Source organism: Streptomyces sp., assembly GCF_036566765.1.
Lineage (GTDB): Bacteria > Actinomycetota > Actinomycetes > Streptomycetales > Streptomycetaceae > Streptomyces.
Genome location: NZ_DATCVQ010000378.1, coordinates 1 through 14,434, shown reverse-complemented (window position 1 = coordinate 14,434; position 14,434 = coordinate 1). Strand labels below are relative to the sequence as shown.

The following is a 14,434-nucleotide window of genomic DNA, read 5'->3' as shown; positions in this document are numbered from 1 at the left end:
CCACGACTGCGCCGCCGCGCGCACCGAGGCGTACGTCGACACCACCCTCGAGCCGGGCATGTGCCTGACCGTCGAGCCCGGACTGTACTTCCAGGCCGACGACCTGACGGTGCCGCAGGAGTACCGGGGCATCGGCGTCCGGATCGAGGACGACATCCTCGTGACGGACGACGGCAACCGGAACCTGTCCGCCGCGCTGCCGCGCCGCTCGGACGAGGTCGAGGCGTGGATGGCCGCCCTGAAGGGCTGACGCACCCCGCGCTGTGTCGAGGGCCCCTGCCGACTTCGGTCGGCGGGGGCCTTTCGCGTCAGGTCAGCGCGAGGGGGGCGTCCGCACGCCATTTGACGATCTTGTCGAAGCTGACCACCGCGCCGCCCCGGACCGATTTGTTGCCGAACTGGACGTGGTCCGCGAGTTCTTCGATCAGGCGCAGGCCGCGACCGTGCTCGGCGTCGACGTCGACCTCGGCCGGCGCGACCGGGCGCTCGGGCGCGACGCGAGGAAAGCCCGGACCCGAGTCGGCCACCTCGATACGACAGGTCTCGCCGTCGAGGTACGCCGTCACCCGGTACGCCTCCGAGGCCTCGGCCGCCCCGTCCCCGCCGTGCTCGACCGCGTTGGCACAGGCCTCGGTCAGGGCCACCGACAGCTCGTACGAGACGTCGGGATCGACGCCCGCCGTCTCCATCGTGCCGACCAGAAGACGCCGGGCGAGCGGCACGCTCGCAGCCTCGCGCCGCAGATGGAGAGACCACCAGATGCTCATGCTCCAGCCTCCTGGCTGCGGCTCGACCGGCTGCGGCTCGACATACCCCTACGTATTGCCCCTCAGCAACCCTCGTAAGCCCCCGGCGGACGTGAGACAGCTCATTCGGCGGATACACACGCCCCCATGCGCGGTGTATGTCGGGCCCATGCGCGGTCTATGTCGGACCCGGGGCCGCAAAGCGTGATCTTCCGGACCTGCCGTGAGAACCGGGGGAGGGGGGTGGAATGATGAGCCCCGCCATGTCTGCCTCCACGCCGGCCGCACACGCCGGAGCCGCGCCGCGGTTCCTGAGGGCCGCGGTGTTCACCGCGGTCTGCGTCGTGCTGTCCGCGCTGGGGCACGCGCTCGCGGCCTGCGCGGGCATCGCCCTGTGGACCTTCGCCGTCGGACTCGTCGGCGTCTTCGTGCTCATCCTGCCGTTCGCCGGCCGGGAGCGCTCGCTGCCCGCCGTCGCGGGCGCACTCGCCGTCGGACAGCTCGCCCTGCACGCCCTGTTCGGGCTCGGCCAGATCATGCAGCAACGGCTCACCGTCGGCCCGGAGGCCGACGCGGCCCTGATCCGCATGGCCGCCCGGCTCGTCTGCGGCGCGGGGGCCGCCGCCGCTCTCACCCCTGCCGACGCGGCCCGCATCGTCACCGCCGCCGGTCTCGACCCGGCGCGCGTGACGGCGGGCGCAGCGGCGGGGCACGTGCATCACGGCGTCGTGGCCGGGAGCACTGCGAGCGGCGTGGACGGCGTCGCGGGCGTCGCCGGTGCGCTCTCGGGCGCCGAACTCGTCCCCGGCCTGCCGATGCTTCTCGGCCATCTGCTGGCCGCACTGGCCACCGGCTGGCTGCTGCGCCGCGGGGACCTCGCGCTCGGCCGGCTCATGGAACTCTCCGCCGACGGGGCGACCGGGCTCGCCGAGGCCGCGTTCGTCCGCGCCCTGCGCGCCGCGCTCACGCTCGTACGGTCCCTCCTCGCCGGCCTGCCCGGGCTGCCCACGGCCGGTCCACGGCACCCCGCGCGCACCGCCGACGACGCCTCGCCGCCGTCGGCGGCCGAGGCGCTCCAGCACACGGTGATCAGGCGCGGCCCGCCGGCCGGCTCCTGCGTTCTCGCAGCCTGACGCGGTCCACTCGACGGGAGGGGGCCGCGGCGTCCGCGCGCGAAGCACTGTCCGCGCGCCGGACGCTCACCCACTGCCGAACCCTGGAGTGTCTCTGCCATGACTGCCATGAAGCTTTCCTCGCGCGTCTCCGTGAACGTCGCCCGCGCCGCCGTCGCCGGCGGACTCGCCCTCTCCTCCGCCGTGCTGCTGTCCGGCACCGCCTTCGCGCACGTGAGCGTGCAGCCGCAGGGCGAGGCCGCCAAGGGCGGGTACGCGACCGTCAACGTCAAGGTCCCGAACGAGCGCGACGCCGCCTCCACGGTCAAGGTCGAGGTGAACTTCCCCGCCGACCACCCGCTCGCGTCCGTCATGCCGCAGCCGGTGCCGGGCTGGACGCCGGTCGTCACCAAGGCCAAGCTCGCCAAGCCCCTTGAGCTGCACGGCAAGAAGATCACCGAGGCGGTCACCAAGGTCACCTGGACCGCCGCCGGCTCGAAGATCGGCCCCGGCCAGTTCCAGCAGTTCCCGCTCTCCCTCGGCCGGCTGCCGGAGGACACCGACACGCTCGTCCTCAAGGCCATCCAGACGTACGACAACAACGAGGTCGTGCGCTGGATCGAGGAGCCCAAGGAGGGCGCGGCCGAGCCGCAGAACCCCGCGCCGGTGCTGAAGCTGTCCGCCGCCACCGAGGACCACCACGGCGGGGCCACCGCCACCAAGACCGACGGCAAGACCGCCGGGCACGAGGGCTCCCAGGGCAAGGCCGGCGCCTCCGCCCACGCCGAGGCCGCCACCACCGACAACACCGCCCGCGTCCTCGGCGTCGTCGGCATCCTCGTCGGCGTCGCCGGAGTCGCGTTCGGCCTGCTGGCCCGCCGCCGGCCGACCGCCTGACAACCGGTCCTCTCGCCTCGCCGAGCCATCCGAAAGAGAACCCGTACATGAATCAGCACCACCCCGGCGCTGCCGCGCGCCCGCGGCGCGGCCGCGCCGCCCTGATCGCGGCCGCCCTCACCGCCGCGGCCGCACTCACCCTCACCGCCTGCGGCGGCGGGGACGACCAGCAGGCCGGCGGCTCCGTCGCCGAGGTCTCCGGCACCACCGACAGCGGCAAGGCCGCGACCGTCCTCGACCGGCCGTTCGCCAAGCCCGACCTCGTCCTCACCGACACCAAGGGCAAGCCGTACGACCTCAAGGCCATGACCAAGGGCAAGCCGACGCTCATCTACTTCGGCTATACGCACTGCCCGGACGTCTGCCCCCTGACGATGAGCAACATCGGCATCGCCAAGAAGAAGCTCCCCCAGGCCGACCAGGACAAGCTGCAGGTCGTCTTCGTCACCACCGACCCCGAGCGGGACACCTCCGCCGAGCTCGCCAAGTGGCTGCCCGCGGCCGGCGACGCCTCCTTCACCGGACTCACCGGCGACTTCGCGAAGATCCAGGCCGGCGCCCGCCAGCTCGGCATCGGCATCGACCCGCCGAAGAAGGAGAAGGACGGAAAGGTCGTCTCCATGCACGGAGCGCAGGTCATCGCCTTCTCGCCCAAGACCGACCAGGGCTACGTCCTGTACGGCGAGGACACCACGGCGGACCAGTACGCCAAGGACCTGCCGAAGCTCATCCAGGGGGAGAACCCGTGACCCGCCGCACCACCGCCCTGTCCGCCGCCATAGCCCTCGCGGGCGCTCTGGCCCTGACCGGCTGCTCCTCCTCCGGCGACGACCCGAAGCTCGAAGTCAGCGGCGCGTTCATGCCTCAGCCCGTCACGGACATGGCCGGCGGCTTCCTCACCATCAAGAACGCCGGCGACGCGGCCGACAAGCTCACCTCCGTCACCAGCCCGCTCTCCGACGACGTCACGATCCACGAGACCAAGAACCAGAAGATGCAGGAGGTGAAGTCCTTCGACATCCCTGCGAACGGCGAGCTGAACCTCGAACGGGGCGGCAACCACATCATGTTCATGAGTCTCAAGCAGCAGCCCAAGCAGGGCGACAAGGTGAGCATCCAGCTCCACTTCGAGAAGTCCGACCCCATCACGGTCGAACTGCCCGTCGAAGCGCCCAACCACAACCCGCAGAAGCACTGAGCAGAAGCACTGAGCTGACTGAGGGACACACACCATGACGACCACCGCCCCGCGCCTCGGAACCGCCCTCGCCCGGCTGCTCCTCGTCGCCGCCACGCTCCTGGGCGCCCTGCTCGCCGGCGCCGCGCCCGCCTCCGCGCACGCGGCGCTGACCGGCAGCGACCCCAAGGACGGGGCGGTGGTCGCCGCCGCCCCCAAGGAGGTCAACCTGACCTTCTCCGAACAGGTCGCCATGAGCGGCGACTCCATCCGGGTCCTCGACCCGTCCGGCAAGCGCATCGACACCGGCGAGATCCGCGACCTGTGCAGCGGCTCCCTCGTCCGGTACGGCGTCGGCCTGCGCGCCGGCCTGCCCGACGGCACGTACACCGTGGCCTGGCAGACCGTCTCCGCCGACAGCCACCCCATCTCCGGCGCCTTCACCTTCTCCATCGGCGCTCCCTCCACGACCCAAGTCGCCCTCCCCGACCGCGAGGCGGGCGGCGGCCCCGTCGGCGTCCTGTACGGCATCGCCCGCTACCTCGCGTACGCCGGCTTCGTCGTCCTCGTCGGCGGCGCGGCCTTCGTGCTCGCCTGCTGGCCGCGCGGCGCGGCCGTCCGGCCCGTGCAGCGCCTCGTCGTCCAGGGCTGGCTCACGCTCACCGCCGCCACCCTGGCGATGCTCCTGCTGCGCAACCCCTACACCGGCTCCGGCGAACTCGCCGACGCCTTCGACCTCGGCGGGCTCAAGGCCGTCCTGGAGACGAAGACCGGCGCCGCCCTCATCTCCCGGCTGATGCTGCTCGGCGCCGCCGCGCTCTTCGTCGCCGTGCTGTTCGGCGCGTACACCAAGCGCACCGACGAGAAGGAGCGGAAGGACCTCACCTTCGGACTCGCCCTCGGCGGCACCGTGGTGTCCGCCGGCATCGCGGGCACCTGGGCCCTCGCCGAACACGCCTCCACCGGACTCCAGCCGGGCATCGCCATGCCCGTCGACATCCTGCACCTGCTCGCCGTCGCCGCCTGGCTCGGCGGTCTCACCACCCTTCTCGTCGCTCTGTACCGCTCCCCCGACATCGGGCCGACCGCCGTCCGCCGGTTCTCCCGCGTCGCCTTCGGCTCCGTCCTCGCCCTCGCCGCCACCGGGCTCTACCAGTCCTGGCGACAGGTCGGCTCCTGGTCCGCCCTGACCGGTACCGCGTACGGCAGGCTGCTGCTGCTCAAGATCGGCCTGGTGGCCGTGCTCGTCGCCATCGCCTGGATCTCCCGCAAGTGGACCGCCAAGCTGACCGAGCGGGCACCCCACACGGCGGACACCGAGGCCGAGGCCGAAGAGGGCGACGCCGAGGCCGAAGAGGTCGAGGCCGAAGAGGTCGAGGCCGAAGAGGTCGAGGTCGAAGAGGTCGAGGTCGAAGAGGTCGAGGTCGAGGTCGAAGAGGACGCCGACGCGGCCGAGCCCGTCACCGTGCCCGCCGACCCCCGGCGCGCCGCCCAGCTCGCCCGGCAGCGCGCCGCCGTCGCCACCGCCCGCAAGAAGCGGCTCCGGGACGCCGACCCCGAGCGGACCGGGCTGCGCCGCTCCGTCCTCACCGAGGCCGCCGTCGCCGTCGTCCTCCTCGCCGTCACCACCGTCCTCACCTCCACCGAGCCCGGCCGGACCGAGGAGGAGGCCGCCCGCACGCAGTCCGCGTCCGGGTCCCCCGCCGTGCCCGACCGGCCCGTCGACATCCGGCTGCCCTTCGACACCAACGGCGTCGACGGCAAGGGCACCGTCCGGCTCAGCCTCGACCCCGGCCTCTCCGGCGCCAACTCCCTCCATGTCTTCGTCGACCGCCCCAACGGCCGTCCCCTCGACGTCCCCGAGATCAAGGTCGCCTTCACCCTGACGGACAAGCAGATCGGCCCGCTGCCCGTCACCCCCGACCGGATCCAGACCGGTCATTGGAGCGCGAACGGCGTCCAGATCCCGATGCCCGGCGAGTGGCTGATCCAAGTGACGATCCGCACCTCCGACATCGACCAGACCACCATCGACAAGACCGTGAAGATCGGCTGACCCGTGACCGCAGAACCCGGCCCCACCCCCGACGCCCCGCTCGAGATCTCCCGCCGCCGCCTCCTCGGCACCGTCGGCGCCGCCGGCGCGTCCGGCCTCGCCCTCGGCGCGGCCGGCGGCATCGGGGTGTACGCGGCCGTCTCCGGCCCGGACTCCGGCTCCTCACCCGCGCTGACCACCGTCGGCTCGACCGAGGCGATGTTTCACGGGAAACATCAGGCAGGCATCACCACTCCTCTCCAGTCCCGCGGCCACCTGATCGCCTTCGACCTCGCCCCCGGCGCGGGCCGCAAGGAGGCCGCCGCCCTGCTGCGCCGCTGGTCGGCGACCGCCGCGGACCTGATGGCGGGCCGCGCCCCCGCCTCCGACACCGGCATCGCCCGCGACGCCGGACCCTCCTCCCTGACCGTCACCTTCGGCTTCGGCCGCACCTTCTTCGACCGCACGGGCCTCACCGCCCGCCGGCCCGCCGAACTCGACCCGCTGCCCCCCTTCTCCTCCGACGCCCTCGACCCCAAGCGCTCCGAGGGCGACCTGTGGGTCCAGATCGGCGCGGACGACGCCCTCGTCGCCTTCCACGCCCTGCGCGCAATCCAGAAGGACGCCGGCACCGCGGCCACGGTCCGCTGGCAGATGAACGGCTTCAACCGCTCCCCCGGCGCCACCGCCCGGCCCATGACCGCCCGCAACCTGATGGGCCAGGTGGACGGCACCAACAACCCCAAGCCGGCCGACCCCGACTTCGATCAGCGGATCTTCGTCCCCTCCGGCGGGCCGCAGCCCTGGATGGCCGGCGGCTCGTACGCGGTCGTCCGCCGGATCCGGATGCTGCTCGACGACTGGGAGAAACTGCCGCTGAAGCAGCAAGAGCAGGTCATCGGCCGCCGCAAGGCCGACGGCGCCCCGCTCACCGGCGGCACCGAGACCACCCCGCTCGACCTGAACAAGTTCGGCCCCGACGGCAAGCTCGTCATCCCCGACAACGCCCATGCCCGGATCTCCGCCCCCGAACAGAACGGCGGCGCGGCGATGCTGCGACGCCCCTTCTCCTTCCACGACGGCATCGCCGCGGACGGCGCCCCCGACGCCGGACTCCTCTTCGTCTGCTGGCAGGCCGACCCGCTGAAGGGCTTCGTGCCGGTCCAGCGCAAGCTCGACCGGGGCGACGCGCTGTCTCCTTTCATCCGTCACGAATCGAGCGGTCTGTTCGCCGTCCCCGGCGGCCCGGACCGGGGCGAATACGTGGGCCAGCGGCTTCTGGAGTCGTAGCTTCCCCGGGCCTATTAGGGTGACCGGTATGTCAGCCACCCGGTACACGTATCTCGGCCCCGAAGGCACCTTCACCGAGGCCGCGCTGCGGACGCTGCCCGAGGCGGCGACCCGGGAGCTCGTCCCGATGGTCTCCGTGCCCGCCGCGCTGGACGCCGTGCGCAACGGGGAGGCCGCCGCCGCTCTCGTACCGATCGAGAACTCGGTGGAGGGCGGGGTCACCGCAACCCTCGACGAGCTCGCGTCCGGCAAGCCGCTGATGATCTACCGCGAGGTCGTGCTGCCGATCGCCTTCGCGCTCCTGGTCCGGCCCGGGACCAAGCTGTCCGAGGTCAAGACCGTCACCGGGCACCCAGTGGCGCAGCCGCAGGTGCGCAAGTGGCTGCGGGCGCACCTGCCGGACGCCGTCTGGGAGTCGGCGGCGTCCAACGCGGACGGGGCGCGGCTGGTCCAGGAGGGCCGGTTCGACGCCGCCTTCGCGGGCGAGTTCGCGGCGGCGACGTACGGCCTGGAGGCCCTGGTCACCGAGATCCATGACGCGGAGAACGCCGAGACCCGGTTCGTCCTGGTGGGCCGGCACGCCCGGCCGGCGGCGCCGACGGGTGCGGACAAGACCTCGGTGGTGCTGTGGCTGGGCGACGACCACCCGGGCGCGCTGCTCGAACTTCTGCAGGAGTTCGCCGTGCGGGGTGTGAACCTGATGCTGATCCAGTCCCGCCCGACGGGCGCGGGCATCGGCAACTACTGCTTCGCGGTGGACGCCGAGGGGCATATCGCGGACCGGCGCGTGGGCGAGGCGCTCATGGGCCTGAAGCGGATCTGCCCCAAGGTGCGCTTCCTCGGCTCGTACCCGAGGGCGGGCGTGGCGGTGGAGGACGTGCGACCGCTGCGGACCGGTACGTCCGACGAGGACTTCATGTCTGCCTCCGACTGGCTGGCTCGGGCCCAGGACGGGCGGGCCTGACGCGACGGGCGTCGGCCTGACCTGATCGTGCCCCGCCGGCCGGGGTGACGCCTCCGTTCGTCCACAGGCAGGGGGGACTAGTCCTACCTGCATACTTTTCCATCGCCCCGAAAGTTATCCACAGGCGTCCCTCTCGGCCTGGGGACAAGTCGATACGGCACGACGGCGACCCGGCGACACAGTCGACAAATCACCCCAGTCACTCCACACCCGCCCACAGTGCGGCACTCCGTCCCGTGTCAGCCTCATTCCGTCGATCAACTCTTTAGAGCGAGTAATTCCCACTCGAAGGAGTGTCTGAAAGGGGTTTGATCTAGGAATTCCCAGGCCCCCACCCAGGAATCCTCATGATCCCCTTCACGATCCACAGATCTTCCGCACAGCCTGTGGATAAACAGGTCGCGGGGCCTCCACCTGTGGAGAAGTGAATTGATCACCCCTCCACCCCAGGCCGCGCGAACCCTTATCAGCGAATACAGAGAGTTTCCCAATTGCGGCAATTCGGGCAAAGGGACACGCAAAGCCATATCGGGTGGGGTCGCCCGAGTCCGCACCGGTAGCCTGGTGGGGTGATTGACCTTCGCCTGCTTCGTGAGGACCCCGACCGTGTTCGCGCCTCCCAGCGCGCCCGTGGAGAGGACGTCGCGCTCGTCGACGCCCTGCTCTCCGCCGATGAACGGCGCAGGTCGTCCGGCGTCCGCTTCGACGAGCTCCGTTCCGAGCAGAAGGCGCTCGGCAAGCTGATCCCCAAGGCCACCCCGGAGGAGCGCGCCGAGCTCCTGCAGAAGGCCGAGCAGCTCAAGACCGACGTCAAGGCCGCCGACGCCGAGCAGAACGAGGCCGACGACGAGACCCGCCGGCTGCTGCTCCAGCTCGGCAACATCGTCCACCAGGACGTCCCGGTCGGCGGCGAGGAGGACTTCGTCGTCCTCGAGACGCACGGCACCATCCGCGACTTCGCCGCCGAGGGCTTCGAGCCCAAGGACCACCTGGAGCTCGGCGAGATGCTCGGCGCCATCGACGTCGAGCGCGGCGCGAAGGTCTCCGGCTCGCGCTTCTACTACCTGACGGGCGTCGGCGCGCTCCTTGAGCTCGCCCTGGTCAACGCGGCGATCGCGCAGGCGACGGAGGCCGGGTTCATCCCGATGCTGACGCCGGCGCTGGTCCGCCCGCGTGCCATGGAGGGCACCGGCTTCCTCGGCCAGGCGGCGGAGAACGTGTACCACCTGGAGAAGGACGACTACTACCTCGTCGGCACGTCCGAGGTCCCGCTCGCGGCCTACCACATGGACGAGATCATCGACGCGGACAAGCTGCCGCTGCGGTACGCGGGCTTCTCGCCCTGCTTCCGCCGCGAGGCCGGCACGTACGGCAAGGACACCCGGGGCATCTTCCGGGTCCACCAGTTCGACAAGGTCGAGATGTTCTCGTACGTCGCTCCGGAGGACGCCGAGGCCGAGCACAAGCGACTCCTGGACTGGGAGAAGCAGTGGCTCACCGGCCTGGAGCTGCCCTTCCAGGTCATCGACGTGGCCACCGGCGACCTGGGCTCCTCGGCCTCGCGCAAGTTCGACTGCGAGGCGTGGATCCCGACCCAGGGCAAGTACCGCGAGCTGACCTCGGCGTCGAACTGCGACGGCTTCCAGGCGCGCCGGCTGTCCGTGCGGATGCGCGAGGGCAAGAAGGTGCAGCCACTGGCGACGCTGAACGGCACGCTGTGCGCCGTCCCGCGGACGATCGTGGCGATCCTGGAGAACCACCAGCTGGCGGACGGCTCGGTGCGCGTGCCGGAGATGCTGCGGCCGTACCTGGGCGGCCGCGAGGTGCTGGAGCCGATCTCCAAGTGAGCGCCGGCGCCTTCCCGTACCGCCTGATCGCGACGGACCTCGACGGCACGCTGCTGCGTGCCGACGAGTCGGTCTCGGCCCGTACGCGTGACGCTCTGGCCGCCGCCACGGCGGCCGGAGCGGCCCACATCGTCGTGACGGGCCGCTCGGTGCCGTGGACCCGGCACATCCTCGACGACCTCGGCTACGAGGGGCTCGCGGTGTGCGGGCAGGGCGCGCAGGTGTACCACGCGGGCGAGCACCGGCTGCTGACGTCGCTGACGCTGGACCGGCAGCTGGCCGGGCTCGCGCTGTCGAAGCTGGAGGCGGAGGTCGGTCCGCTGGCGGTGGCCGCCAGCCGGGACGGGCTCGACGGCGAGGTGCTGGTCAGCGCGGACTACCGGGTGCAGGAGGGACCGCTTCCGGTGGTTCCGTTCGAGGACCCGGCGGACCTGTGGGCGGCGCCCCTGAACAAGATGTACATCCAGCACGCCACGCTCACCGACGACGAGCTGGCCGCGGCCGCGCGCCGGACCGTGGGCAGTCTGGTCGACGTCGTGGTGGCGGGCCCGCGGATAGTGGAGATCCTGCCGCTGGGCCTGAGCAAGGCGACCGGACTGTCGCTCGCGGCGCGCCGGCTGGGTCTGAAGGCGGCGGACACGATCGCCTTCGGCGACATGCCGAACGACATCCCGATGTTCGCCTGGGCGGCGCGCGGCGTGGCGATGGCGAACGCGCATGAGGAGCTGAAGGCGGTCGCGGACGACGTCACGGCCTCGAACGAGGACGACGGCATCGCGGCCTTCCTGGAGCCGCTGCTTCCCGCGTAGCGCGTGTTGTTGCTCCCGGCCTGGCCGGGGGCTGCGCGGGGGCATGCGGTGTGCGCGGAGGATGCGCGGATCGAACGCGCGCGGGGGGTGACCCCGACGACGGCTTAGCAAGCCGCTGCCTTACCACTCGGCCAATCCTCCGGGAGGGGCGGTCCGCGCGGCTGGGATCCGCGCGCTCGAAGCGACCGCCCCGGCGGCGCTCAGGAAGCGCCGCTCTGCAGGGAGCTCGACGGACTCGTACTCTCCTCGGTCAACGTCTCGCTCCTCCCCGGCCTGGTGATCACGGGCCCGTCCCGTGCAACCAGTGTGCGCCCGGCGGGTGTTCGGCCGCCAACGAATAAACCGGGCGGCGGGCCGCAGCCCGCCACCCGGTCATGTCGTACGACGTGCCCGCGTCAGAAGTTGATCATGTGGCCGGCCAGGCCGTGGATCGCTTCCTTCACGGCCTCGCCCAGCGTCGGGTGGGCGTGCACATTGCGCGCCACCTCGTGGACCGTCAGGTCCCACTGCTGGGCCAGGGTCAGCTCGGGCAGCAGCTCGGTGACGTCCGGGCCGATCAGGTGGGCGCCGATGATCTCGCCGTACTTCGCGTCGCTGATGATCTTCACGAAGCCGGTGGAGTCGCCGAGGCCGTGCGCCTTGCCGTTCGCGGTGAACGGGAACTTGGCGACCTTGACGTCGTAGCCCTTCTCCCGCGCCTGCGCCTCGGTCCAGCCGAAGCTGGCGATCTGCGGCTGGCAGTAGGTGGCCCGCGGGATCATCGGGTAGTCGAGCTCCATGGTCTCGGCGTCACCGATCGTCTCGGCGGCGACGACGCCCATGGACTCGGCGGTGTGCGCGAGCATCAGCTTGGCGGTCACGTCGCCGATCGCGTAGATGTGCGGGACGCTGGTGCGGCAGCGGCCGTCCACGTCGATCGCGCCGCGCTCGGTCAGCGCCACGCCGGTGTTCTCCAGGCCGTAGCCGGAGACGTTCGGCGCGAAGCCGATGGCCTGCAGGACCTTGTCGGCCTCCAGGACCTTCTGCACGCCGTCCTTGCCGGTGACGGTGACGCGGACCTGCGGGCCGGACTCGTCGATCGCCTCGACGCGGGTCGAGGTGAGGACGTCGATGCCGAGCTTGCGGTACTGCTTCGCCAGCTCCTTGGAGACGTCGGCGTCCTCCAGCGGCGCGATCCGGTCGAGGAACTCGACGACGGTGACCTTCACGCCGTAGTTGTGCAGCACGTACGCGAACTCGATGCCGATCGCGCCGGCGCCCGCGATGACGATCGACTGCGGCACGTCCTCGGCGAGGATCTGCTCCTCGAAGGTGACCACGCGCTCGCTGCGGGCGGTGCCGGGCAGCAGCTTCGGGGTGGCGCCGGTGGCGATGATGCAGTTGTCGAAGGAGATCGTCTGCGTGGTGCCGTCGGAGAGCGCGACCTGCAGGGTGTTCGCGTCGACGAAGGTGCCGCGGCCGTCGAACTCCGTGATGCCGTTCTTCTTCATCAGGAAGTGGACGCCCTTGACCCGGCCGTCCGCGACCGTGCGGCTGCGCCGGAACGCCTCGCCGTAGTCGAAGGAGACGGTGCCGTCGACCTTGATGCCGAAGGTCTTGGCCTCGTGGTTGAAGATGTGGGCGAGCTCCGCGTTGCGCAGCAGCGCCTTGGTGGGGATGCAGCCGACGTTCAGGCAGACACCGCCCCAGTACTTCTCCTCCACGACCGCGACCCGCTTTCCGAGCTGCGCGGCGCGGATGGCGGCCACGTAGCCGCCGGGGCCTGCTCCGAGTACGACGACGTCGAAGCGGTCTGACATGGCTGACTCCCGAAGTGGTGATGTTCGTGTCCGCGTACGAGCCCACAGTAATCCCGCGCCCCGCGGGGCGGCCGGGCAGCCGTTCCTCCGGTGTGAGGACCGGCCGGCCCCGCGGCGGCGCGTCCGGGCTCTACTCCTCGCCGGCGAGAGTGAGGGTGCGCAGCTTCTGGCCCGCGTACCAGGTGGCGAGGACCGTCACGCCGGCCAGCAGGGCGGCCGCGAGCGGCAGGCTCACGTCGGAGGTGATCAGGCCCTCGCCGCTGACCTTCTCGGCGAGCGCGAGCGCCCACTGCTGGACGCTGAGGGTCTTGGCCCCGGCGATCAGCGAGCCGAACAGGGCCTCCCAGATCAGGGCGTAGACCAGGCCGATGACGACCGCGTGCCGGCTGACCGTGCCCAGCAGCAGGAACAGTGCGCTGTACGCGATCGAGGCGACGAGCGTGGCGACCGTGTACGCGACCGCGACCTGCTGCCCGTTGCCGTTGAGGATCATTCCGGCGATGAAGGTGGGGATGGCCGAGAAGGCCATGGTGACGGCGATGGCCACGATCAGCTTGGTGAGGATGATCGTCGGCCGCTTCACGGGCTTGGAGAGCAGGTAGACGATCGATCCGTCGTCGATCTCCGGGCCGATCGCGCCGGTGCCGGCGATGACGCCGATCAGCGGCACCATCGTGGCGAGCGCGAAGCCGCCGAGGACGTTGGCGGCGACCTGGTCGTCGGCGCCGGTGAAGGCGCGTACCGCTGCGGCGATCACGATCAGCAGGGCGGGCAGCGCGAACATGACGAGGGCGCGCCGGCGGCCGAGGAGGGCCCGGTAGGTGAGCCGGGCGACTGTGGGGTCGTACATGCGGGGTTCAGTGCTCCTTTCAGGCCGCGACGAGGTACGAGAAGACGGATTCGAGGGATTCGTCGGACGGCGAGACCGTCAGCAGCCGGATCCCCTGGGCGCGGGCGACCTGCGGCAGCAGTTCGGTGAACCGGCCGAAGTCGACGGCCTGGATGCGCAGTGCGCCCTCGACGACGTCGACCTCGATGCCCGCGGTGGACGGGTCGGCGATGAGCGCGGCGGCCAGCGCCCGGTCGTCGGAGGAGCGGACGAGGTAGCGGTGCGGTCGGTCCGTCATCAGGCGGCGGATCCGGCGGAAGTCGCCGGAGGCGGCGTGCCGGCCGGCCACGATCACCTCGATGTGCGAGGCGAGTTGCTCGACCTCCTCCAGGATGTGCGAGGAGAACAGGACCGTGCGGCCCTCCGCGCCCATCCGCCGCAGCAGCTCCATCAGCTGCATGCGCTGGCGCGGGTCCATGCCGTTGAACGGCTCGTCGAGCAGCAGCACGGACGGGTCGTGGACGAGGGCCGAGGCCATCTTCACGCGCTGCCGCATGCCCTTGCTGTACGTGGCGATCTTCCGGTCCTGCGCGTACTCCATCTCGACGGTGGCCAGCGCCTTCTGCGCCTCCGCCTTGCCCAAACCGTGCAACTCGGCGTTGGCGACGACGAATTCGCGGCCGGTGAGGAAGTCGTACATCGCCTCCCGCTCGGGGACGACGCCGATCTCCCGGTAGACGGACTCGTTGCGCCAGATCGGCCGGCCGTCGAGGGTGACGCTGCCGGTCGAGGGGTCGAGGAAGCCGCCCATCATGTTGATCAGGGTGGACTTGCCCGCGCCGTTGGGGCCGAGCAGGCCGGTGACGCCGGGGCCGATGGTCATGGTCACGTCGTTGACGGCGACGACGTTGCCGAACCAGCGCGAGGCG

At 71.3% G+C, this 14,434-nt stretch carries 14 protein-coding genes and 1 tRNA gene; 10 read left to right on the top strand and 5 right to left on the bottom strand.

Translation table 11 applies throughout. The features are described 5' to 3' along the window. On the top strand, positions 1-250 hold a 250-nt coding region (locus VIU94_RS22250; RefSeq protein ID WP_331913613.1), incomplete at its 5' end, for a M24 family metallopeptidase. Positions 251-308: 58 nt separating this feature from the next. Here VIU94_RS22250 and VIU94_RS22245 read toward each other — a convergent pair. Beyond that, complete coding sequence (locus VIU94_RS22245) at positions 309-767, bottom strand: ATP-binding protein (RefSeq protein WP_331913612.1); 459 nt, start codon at positions 765-767, stop codon at positions 309-311. A gap of 242 nt (positions 768-1,009) precedes the next feature. Between VIU94_RS22245 and VIU94_RS22240 the strand changes: the two genes are divergently transcribed. The 9 genes from VIU94_RS22240 (at position 1,010) to VIU94_RS22200 (ending at position 10,877) form a co-directional block, all read left to right on the top strand. After that, positions 1,010-1,879 (top strand): hypothetical protein, encoded by an 870-nt coding sequence (locus tag VIU94_RS22240; RefSeq protein ID WP_331913611.1) that lies wholly within the window; start codon positions 1,010-1,012, stop codon positions 1,877-1,879. A 99-nt stretch (positions 1,880-1,978) separates the two neighbouring features. After that, a complete protein-coding gene (locus VIU94_RS22235) occupies positions 1,979-2,755 on the top strand; it encodes a YcnI family copper-binding membrane protein (RefSeq protein ID WP_414720987.1) in 777 nt (258 codons plus the stop codon). 47 nt (positions 2,756-2,802) lie between these two features. Continuing rightward, the gene (locus VIU94_RS22230) at positions 2,803-3,504 is read left to right on the top strand and encodes an SCO family protein (RefSeq protein WP_331913609.1); all 702 of its coding nucleotides are present in this window, start codon (positions 2,803-2,805) and stop codon (positions 3,502-3,504) included. After that, complete coding sequence (locus VIU94_RS22225; RefSeq protein WP_331913608.1) at positions 3,501-3,953, top strand: copper chaperone PCu(A)C; 453 nt, start codon at positions 3,501-3,503, stop codon at positions 3,951-3,953. Before VIU94_RS22230 ends, VIU94_RS22225 begins: the two co-directional genes overlap by 4 nt. Positions 3,954-3,987: 34 nt before the next feature. Continuing rightward, complete coding sequence (locus VIU94_RS22220; protein WP_331913607.1) at positions 3,988-5,988, top strand: copper resistance protein CopC; 2,001 nt, start codon at positions 3,988-3,990, stop codon at positions 5,986-5,988. 3 nt (positions 5,989-5,991) lie between these two features. Further along, a complete protein-coding gene (efeB, locus tag VIU94_RS22215) occupies positions 5,992-7,257 on the top strand; it encodes an iron uptake transporter deferrochelatase/peroxidase subunit (RefSeq protein WP_331913606.1) in 1,266 nt (421 codons plus the stop codon). A gap of 28 nt (positions 7,258-7,285) precedes the next feature. Continuing rightward, positions 7,286-8,221, top strand: coding sequence for a prephenate dehydratase (gene pheA / locus VIU94_RS22210; RefSeq protein WP_331913605.1), 936 nt, complete (start codon positions 7,286-7,288; stop codon positions 8,219-8,221). Positions 8,222-8,790: 569 nt separating this feature from the next. Then, positions 8,791-10,068, top strand: a complete 1,278-nt coding sequence (gene serS, locus VIU94_RS22205; protein ID WP_331913604.1) for a serine--tRNA ligase — start codon at positions 8,791-8,793, stop codon at positions 10,066-10,068. Beyond that, on the top strand, positions 10,065-10,877 hold the full coding sequence (locus tag VIU94_RS22200; RefSeq protein WP_331913603.1) for an HAD family hydrolase: 813 nt from the start codon (positions 10,065-10,067) through the stop codon (positions 10,875-10,877). Before serS ends, VIU94_RS22200 begins: the two co-directional genes overlap by 4 nt. Positions 10,878-10,932: 55 nt before the next feature. Here VIU94_RS22200 and VIU94_RS22195 read toward each other — a convergent pair. The 4 genes from VIU94_RS22195 to VIU94_RS22180 all read right to left on the bottom strand — a co-directional run. Further along, positions 10,933-11,018 (bottom strand) — tRNA-Ser (locus tag VIU94_RS22195). Positions 11,019-11,272: 254 nt separating this feature from the next. Next, positions 11,273-12,676, bottom strand: coding sequence for a dihydrolipoyl dehydrogenase (lpdA, locus tag VIU94_RS22190; protein ID WP_331913602.1), 1,404 nt, complete (start codon positions 12,674-12,676; stop codon positions 11,273-11,275). A gap of 130 nt (positions 12,677-12,806) precedes the next feature. After that, positions 12,807-13,526 (bottom strand): ABC transporter permease, encoded by a 720-nt coding sequence (locus VIU94_RS22185; RefSeq protein WP_331913601.1) that lies wholly within the window; start codon positions 13,524-13,526, stop codon positions 12,807-12,809. 19 nt (positions 13,527-13,545) lie between these two features. Beyond that, positions 13,546-14,434: ABC transporter ATP-binding protein (locus VIU94_RS22180; protein ID WP_331913600.1), on the bottom strand; the 889-nt coding region annotated here is incomplete at its 5' end.